Origin of the sequence: Fictibacillus sp. UD, from assembly GCF_043558025.1 — a bacterium.
In the GTDB taxonomy this organism is placed as follows: Bacteria; Bacillota; Bacilli; order Bacillales; family Fictibacillaceae; genus Fictibacillus.
Genome location: NZ_JARUHH010000004.1, coordinates 337134 through 344009 on the forward strand (window position 1 = coordinate 337134; position 6876 = coordinate 344009).

The 6876-nt window shown below is 39.7% G+C and carries 7 protein-coding genes and 1 riboswitch; of the genes, 6 read left to right on the forward strand and 1 reads right to left on the reverse strand.

Annotation, left to right across the window (positions count from 1 at the left end):
* Positions 1-278: 278 nt before the first annotated feature.
* Positions 279-581 carry a YunC family protein gene (locus tag P8610_RS09780; RefSeq protein ID WP_289494623.1) on the reverse strand — a complete coding sequence of 101 codons (303 nt, stop codon included), beginning with the start codon at positions 579-581 and terminating at the stop codon, positions 279-281.
* Positions 582-725: 144 nt separating this feature from the next.
* On the opposite strand from P8610_RS09780, the gene P8610_RS09785 reads away from it, so the two are divergent.
* From P8610_RS09785 to P8610_RS09810, 6 genes are all read left to right on the forward strand, one after another.
* Positions 726-1520, forward strand: a complete 795-nt coding sequence (locus P8610_RS09785) for a thymidylate synthase (protein ID WP_394604228.1) — start codon at positions 726-728, stop codon at positions 1518-1520.
* Positions 1517-1993: a dihydrofolate reductase gene (locus tag P8610_RS09790; RefSeq protein ID WP_394604229.1), complete on the forward strand. Its 477-nt coding sequence runs from the start codon at positions 1517-1519 to the stop codon at positions 1991-1993. The genes P8610_RS09785 and P8610_RS09790 overlap by 4 nt, the downstream gene beginning before the upstream one ends.
* 70 nt (positions 1994-2063) lie before the next feature.
* Positions 2064-2906 carry a sporulation protein YunB gene (gene yunB / locus P8610_RS09795; protein ID WP_394604230.1) on the forward strand — a complete coding sequence of 281 codons (843 nt, stop codon included), beginning with the start codon at positions 2064-2066 and terminating at the stop codon, positions 2904-2906.
* Positions 2907-3008: 102 nt separating this feature from the next.
* Positions 3009-3192, forward strand: a riboswitch (Lysine riboswitch).
* A 143-nt stretch (positions 3193-3335) separates the two neighbouring features.
* A complete protein-coding gene (locus tag P8610_RS09800; RefSeq protein ID WP_394604231.1) occupies positions 3336-4925 on the forward strand; it encodes a Na+/H+ antiporter NhaC family protein in 1590 nt (529 codons plus the stop codon).
* 189 nt (positions 4926-5114) lie between these two features.
* Positions 5115-6617, forward strand: coding sequence for a sodium-dependent transporter (locus P8610_RS09805; protein WP_394604232.1), 1503 nt, complete (start codon positions 5115-5117; stop codon positions 6615-6617).
* Between the two features lies 1 nt (position 6618).
* Complete coding sequence (locus P8610_RS09810) at positions 6619-6723, forward strand: methionine/alanine import family NSS transporter small subunit (RefSeq protein ID WP_156488327.1); 105 nt, start codon at positions 6619-6621, stop codon at positions 6721-6723.
* Positions 6724-6876 lie beyond the last annotated feature (153 nt).

Here is a 6876-nt window from a genome sequence, read left to right on the forward strand (position 1 = left end):
GATATACTAATAGGGTGAATTAAATCAGTTAAGCTGGATAAAGAAAGTGGGGATCACTTTGGATTATAAAAAATTGATTCAGATGATGTACTGCTTACAGGTTGCCTTTGTCGTGAGTGGCGTTTACTTGCTTTTCGTCTACATATTTACGAACAATTCGAAACGTATCCAGTTTCTTACCCTCGTGTTATGTATTAATCTAATATCATTAAAGATCACAAGAGATCGTTTTAAGATATAAAGAAAACTGCGCGGCTTATAGCGCAGTTTTTTTATCATTAAAGCATCTTTAAAAGTGCTTTTCGCCCTTGCATACCAACTTCAATACCTTTTTCCCTTGCTTCAAGTGTAATTGATTCTAAAGGTGCATCCAGCAGCTGTTCGATCGTTCTGACGCCTACAGCGCGCCCTGCAATAATTTTACGGTCTGCTAATTTTTCATTCAACAAAGCTACATCTAGTGCTCCACACATGATATATCCATTATCGTTAAACACAGCCATAAAATTTGTTTTTGGCAAACGAAGGGTGACAGCGGTAAATGGATGTCCTTCTATTAAGATCGGGTTCATCTCTAACATGCTTCCACTCCTTTCTTCATTATTATTTTTATGTGTATATAAGGGAAAAAGTGTTAGGTGTTGAAGCTATTTTTATGGCTTTTTCATGAACAAAAAGGGAGTCGGATATGATACGATTAAAAGAAAAAGAGGAGGCGATGAGGGATGAAACAATACTTGGATTTTCTTCAAGATATCTTACATAACGGTACGAAAAAAGAAGATCGGACAGGCACTGGCACGGTATCTGTATTTGGCCGTCAGATGAGATTTGATTTAGAGGAAGGTTTTCCGCTTGTTACAACAAAAAAACTTCATTTGAAATCTATCATTCATGAATTGCTTTGGTTCTTAAAAGGTGATACAAATATTGCTTATTTAAAAGAAAATGGTGTTCGGATTTGGGATGAGTGGGCAGATGAGGACGGAAATCTTGGTCCAGTTTACGGTCACCAGTGGCGTTCATGGGCTGCTCCAAACGGTGAGACCATCGACCAAATCACAAACGTTATTGAAGACATTAAGAAGAATCCTGATTCAAGACGCTTGATTGTGTCTGCATGGAATCCTTCTGATGTACCGAATATGGCACTCCCGCCTTGTCACTTGCTGTTTCAGTTTTATGTAGCTGATGGCAAGCTATCTTGTCAGCTCTATCAGCGCTCAGCTGACAGCTTCCTAGGTGTGCCTTTTAATATCGCGTCTTATGCACTACTTACAATGATGGTAGCCCAAGTAACTGGTCTTAAGCCAGGCGAGTTCGTTCATACGGTTGGTGATGCACATATCTACACAAATCACCTCGAACAAGTAGAGCTGCAGTTGACCCGTGATCCGAAGCCGCTTCCTAAAATGAAGTTGAACCCGAATGTGGCGAACATTTTTGATTTTACTTATGATGACTTTGAACTGGTTGACTATGAAGCACATCCTCATATCAAAGGCGTGGTGAGCGTATGATTTCTTTTGTTGTTGCAATGGATGAGAACCGGGCCATTGGTAAAGACAATGATCTACCCTGGTATTTGCCAAACGACCTTAAGCATTTTAAGAATGTAACGATGGGGAAACCAATCGTCATGGGTCGTAAAACGTACGAATCGATCGGCAAGCCTTTGCCTGGCCGCGAAAATATAGTGGTAACGAGAGATGACAATTATCAAGCTGAAGGAACAACGATTGTACATTCGGTAGACGATGTATTGAAGAAAGACGCCGAAGAATTGTGTGTAATCGGTGGAACGGAGATTTTTAAATTGTTTATGCCTGTAGCTGACCGCCTATATGTGACTGAGATTCACCATACCTTTGAAGCGGATACTTACTTTCCAGAAATCATTCGAGATGAGTGGCGTGAAGTCTCACGCAAGGCAGGAATCGTTGATGAAAAAAACAAATATGCACATGACTTCGTTGTGTACGAAAAAAATTAAACCATAAAGTTTGAATGAGCCCCCCTCTTGTCTGCATACATATGTATATGTAGATAAAGGGGGTTACCTTTTGCTTAAACGTCGAAAAATGAAACTCCGAAAAGGGCCGCTTCCATTCCGGTTTGTACTCCTGATCTCATTTATTCTTTTTACTTTTATAACCATACAAGGACTTTGGCTTGTGAACAGAGGCATTGAACCTACGCTTATGCTCATCGCTCAAAAGAAGACGGAAGAAATAGCAGCACTAGCGATAAGTGAAGCGATCGATAATGAAATATTAGGTCCTTCAGAGATGGATGATATTATTGAATACAAGACCGATACGGAAGGAAATGTCGTGTTTGCCGGCATTAATCAGAGCGTAGTTAACAGGGTTGCCAATCAATCACAGAAAGTGGTTCAAAAATACCTCAAGGAAATTGAAGAAGGTAAAGCACATGAAGTAATAAGCAACGATGAATTAGGGATAACAGCATATAAAAATGAACCAGGTGTCATTATGGAAATTCCGCTAGGGCAAGCAACGAGAAACTCCTTACTAGCAAACTTAGGTCCTAAAATTCCAATTAAATTCATGCTCATTGGTGAAGCAAACACGGATATTGAAGAAAAAATCGAAAATTCCGGTATCAATAATACATGGATTAATATTGATATTGTGGTAACTGTCAAAACGAGGATTGTTATTCCTTTTGCAACGGAAACAACGGTTGTAAAAAGACCGATTAAGATCACAGCTCAGTTTATAAAAGGAGAGGTACCTGTATACTACAATCAGTCCGGAGATCCGATTCAGCCTACTGTTCCGATCACTCCTGATTTAAAGGAAAAGCCTAAAGACGATAATGAGCTGGATATCCCTGAAGAGAACTCGTCAGAAGAATCGGGTGATGAGGAAGCGGCAGAGTAGGAGATTCCTGAATTTAACAGCATTCATTTGGGTTGACCATTTATTCAACTTTGTTATAATGAGAATTGAATTTAAAATTTTATATGTCTTTAAGCCTATCACCGATGGGGTAGAGGAGCGGATTTTATAAGTACTTTTTCAGAGAGTGACGTCTGTGAAGAAAAAGAAAAGGAACTTCCGCCGAAGCAAAATGTAAACCGTCTGTTCACTTTTGCTGGGTTTACACTGAAAAAGTGTAAAACTGTCACTGCTTGGGAATTAAAAGCAGTGGAGGACTACTGATCGATGAGGAAAACCATAAATTACTTAAGTGATTGATAGCAGGTTATTTCCTTGTCTATTAATCGCTTTTTATTTTGTCTTTTTTTCCTCAACGTCCTGTAAACACTCCTCAAAAATCGATGGCTAATGAAAAGAAGGAGGAACATCATGGAATTTGAGAATTCGATTTATTCATTAATACCGCCCGTTTTGGCCATTTTAATGGTTGTTTTAACACGAAGAGTATTGATCTCTTTAGGGGCTGGAATTGTAGCGGGAGCACTATTGCTTCACGATTTTAATATTGGTGCTACGTTAAAGGAAATTGGAACGATTGTAAAAGGGCATTTCGTTGCTGACGGAGCACTAAATGAATGGAATGTGTATATCCTGCTGTTTCTATTGATCTTAGGAATGATGACGAGCATTATCTCTTTAGCTGGAGGAAGCCGAGCTTTTGGTGAGTGGGCGATTTCCAGAGTGAAAACAAGAAGAGGTGCACAGCTTTTAACGGTTGTTTTTGGACTAGTTATTTTTATTGATGATTACTTTAATTCACTTGCTGTAGGAAATGTAAGCAGACCGATTACAGATCGCCACCGTATTTCAAGGGCGAAACTCGCTTATTATTTAGATTCGACTGCTGCTCCTGTATGTGTAATCTCACCAGTGTCTAGTTGGGGAGCTTACATTATCGGGATTATCGGCACGATTTTTGCTACACATGAGATCACAAACATGTCTGCGTTCAGTGCTTTTATTCAAATGATCCCTATGAATTTTTATGCAGTTTTTGCACTTATTCTTGTGTTTGCGGTTGCTTATTTTCAACTTGATTTTGGACCGATGAGAAGACATGAAGAACGTGCTTTTTCAACAGGCGAAGTCATTGATCCAGAGAAAAAAGCAGCAATCGGTGAAGGAATCAAGCTTGAAGAAAGCGATAAAGGGAAAGTTGGAGATCTTGTTTGGCCGATCGTTCTTTTGATTGTTTCAACGGTTGGATTCATGATCTATACAGGCATTCAAAATGTAAAAGGCCTAGAAGAACCAACGGCTGTTACACTTTTATCTATCTTTGAAAATACAGATGTACCAAAGTCATTAGTTTATGGAGGTTTGATTGGATTAACTGCAGCCATTCTGTTCTTCTTGCCTAAAAAAATGGGTGCGGCCTCACTAGGAAAAGGTCTTGGTCGCGGTGTTCAATCCATGATTGGTGCAGTAACGATCTTACTTTTTGCTTGGACGATTATCTCCATTATAGATAGCCTTGGAACAGGGAAATACCTCGCTGGATTGGTTGATCAGCATATGAACTTAGCTTATCTTCCGTTCGTTCTATTTGTACTGTCAGGTCTAATGGCTTTTGCGACAGGTACGTCTTGGGGAACGTTCGGAGTTATGCTTCCGATTGCAGCAGAAATTTCAGCTTCCACTAACATCGAACTGATGTTGCCAGTACTTGCCGCTGTGCTTGCTGGATCTGTGTTTGGAGACCATTGTTCACCAATTTCAGATACAACGATCCTTTCATCAACAGGAGCGGGAAGTCATCATATTGATCATGTCATGACACAGCTACCTTACAGTTTAATCGCTGCTGGAGTATCTGCAGTGGGTTATCTTGCACTCGGATTAACTGAAAGTGTTTGGATAGGACTATTGGTGTCAACGGGAGTATTTGCTATCGTTTTGTTATTTATAAAAAAATTATCTAGTAAAAATAGCATTGCTGACAATTCGATAAAAGCATAATTTTGAAAGTGTCTGGTAGTAAACCAGGCACTTTTTCTTATATTTATACGACTTCTTTCCCCTAATTCCGACAAAATAACTAAAAACGTTTTGACAGATTTCAACGTTATGTAATATACTGAACGCAGAATAATCAGAAAAAAGTAATAATTTTAAACTTTTAGATTTTGTAAAAAGGGGGACACAACAATGGAAAACAGGCAACAATGGGGAAGCCGCTATGGATTTATTTTAGCAGCGGTTGGTTCCGCTATCGGTCTCGGCAATATCTGGAGATTTCCGGCAGTTGCTTATGAAAACGGTGGAGGAGCATTTTTTATCCCGTATCTTGTAGCACTCTTAACGGCAGGGATTCCCTTACTCATCCTGGAATTCACATTAGGACATAAGTACCGGGGTTCAGCTCCACTTTCTTACTTCCGTCTTCACAAAAATGCAGAATGGCTAGGATGGTGGCAAGTTTTTGTAGCGTTTGTAATTTCCACTTACTATGCTGTAATCATCGCATGGGCAGTAAAGTACTCAATTTACTCGCTAAACCTTACTTGGGGAGACAAGCCTTCCGATTTCTTTTATGGAGAGGTACTTCAATTAAGCAAAACGCCTGGTGACATCGGTGGTATCGTACCCGGCATTTTAATTGCACTTTTACTCGTATGGGTTGTAACGTTACTAGTTCTTTATAAAGGTGTATCTAAAGGAATCGAACGCTTTAATAAAATTTTTATCCCAGCTTTAGTTATTATGTTTTTATTAATTGTTATTCGTGCAATTACGCTTGATGGTGCTGCTCAAGGTTTGAATACATTCTTTACACCTGATTGGAGTGCTATAAACAACGGTAAGGTATGGGTAGCGGCTTATGGTCAAATTTTCTTCTCGTTATCTATTGCGTTTGCAATCATGGTAACGTACTCAAGTTATCTGCCAAAGAAATCAGATATCAACAACAATGCTTTTATTACAGGTTTTGCAAACTCAGGTTTTGAACTTCTTGCTGGAATCGGAGTTTTTGCTGCACTAGGGTTCATGGCTATGCAGCAAGGATTGCCGGTAGAAGAAGTGGTAAAAGGCGGAATCGGACTAGCATTCGAAGTATTCCCGGCTATCATTAATGAATTCCCTGGTGGTAATGCATTTTTCGGAACAATGTTCTTCTTAACACTTGTTTTTGCTGGTATGACGTCGTTGATCTCAATCGTAGAAACGTATGTCGCAGCATTACAAGACAAGTTTGGAATCTCTAGAACAAAAGCAGTATTAATGGGTGGAGGAGTAGCTTCAGTTATCTCATTGCTTTTCGCTACAAAAGGCGGACTGTACATGCTCGATATCGTGGATTACTTCATCAACAACTTCGGTATCACATTAGCTGGTCTTGCAGAGGTAGTTCTAATTGCTTGGTTCGTTAAGCAATTAGGCGGGCTTCAAAATCACGCGAATGCAATCTCTGACCTTAGAACAGGATTATGGTGGAAAGTTTGTCTAGGCGTCATCACACCGATCCTTCTTGGCTACATGATGTTTGATAACATTAAGCAAAATATTGCAGAGAATTACGGTGGATACCCTACAGAACTTGTTGTCACTTATGGGGTTGTCGTTGCTGTAGGCGTCATCGTACTCGGTATTGCTTTAGGTCTTGTAAAATGGAAATCTGATGTGATTGAAGAGCAAAAGGAGGTCAGCTGATATGACTAGTAGTGCAATTGCAATGATGGTAATCGGCATGGTCATCCTGTGGGGAGGACTTTTAGCAAGTATTGCAAACGTAGTTCGTGTTTCTAGAAAGAAATAATAAGGTGAAGCTGGTTCTTCCGTTGAAGAATCAGCTTTTTTTATGCTGTGGCGCTCGCAAATCAGAGCAGAGCTCGAGATTTACGAGCGATTCCAAAGATTTACGAGCGATTCCAAAGATTTACGAGCGATTCCAAAGATTTACGAGCGATTC